Source organism: Nocardioides sp., from assembly GCF_024509035.1.
GTDB lineage: Bacteria > Actinomycetota > Actinomycetes > Propionibacteriales > Nocardioidaceae > Nocardioides.
The window spans coordinates 1677-1930 of sequence record NZ_JANINT010000350.1 but is presented as its reverse complement, the minus strand read 5'-3'; the positions used below and the strand labels follow the sequence as shown (position 1 = coordinate 1930).

The 254-nt window shown below is 76.8% G+C and carries 1 protein-coding gene; it reads left to right on the top strand.

Annotated features, from left to right (window positions below):
- Window positions 1-254 (top strand): hypothetical protein (locus Q0L15_RS21165; RefSeq protein WP_296606713.1); only part of this gene is annotated, 254 nt, incomplete at both ends.

The following is a 254-nucleotide window of genomic DNA, read 5'->3' as shown; positions in this document are numbered from 1 at the left end:
CCGCGCGCCGCGCAACCTCGGCCGCTACGCGGACTCCTCGGCGTCCGGGTGGGGCGTGGCGCGCCTGCACCGCGACGGAACAACGACGCCCGCGGGCCCGACGGCCTACGCGAGTACCTACACCGGGGAGCTCGGCGGCCACAGCGGGTCGCTGGTCATGGACCCCGACGGCAGCGGCCTGCTGCTCGGCGGGGTCCGCCAGGTGTCGTACGGCGCGGGCGGCAACTCCTACGGTGTGGTGGCGCGGATCCCGG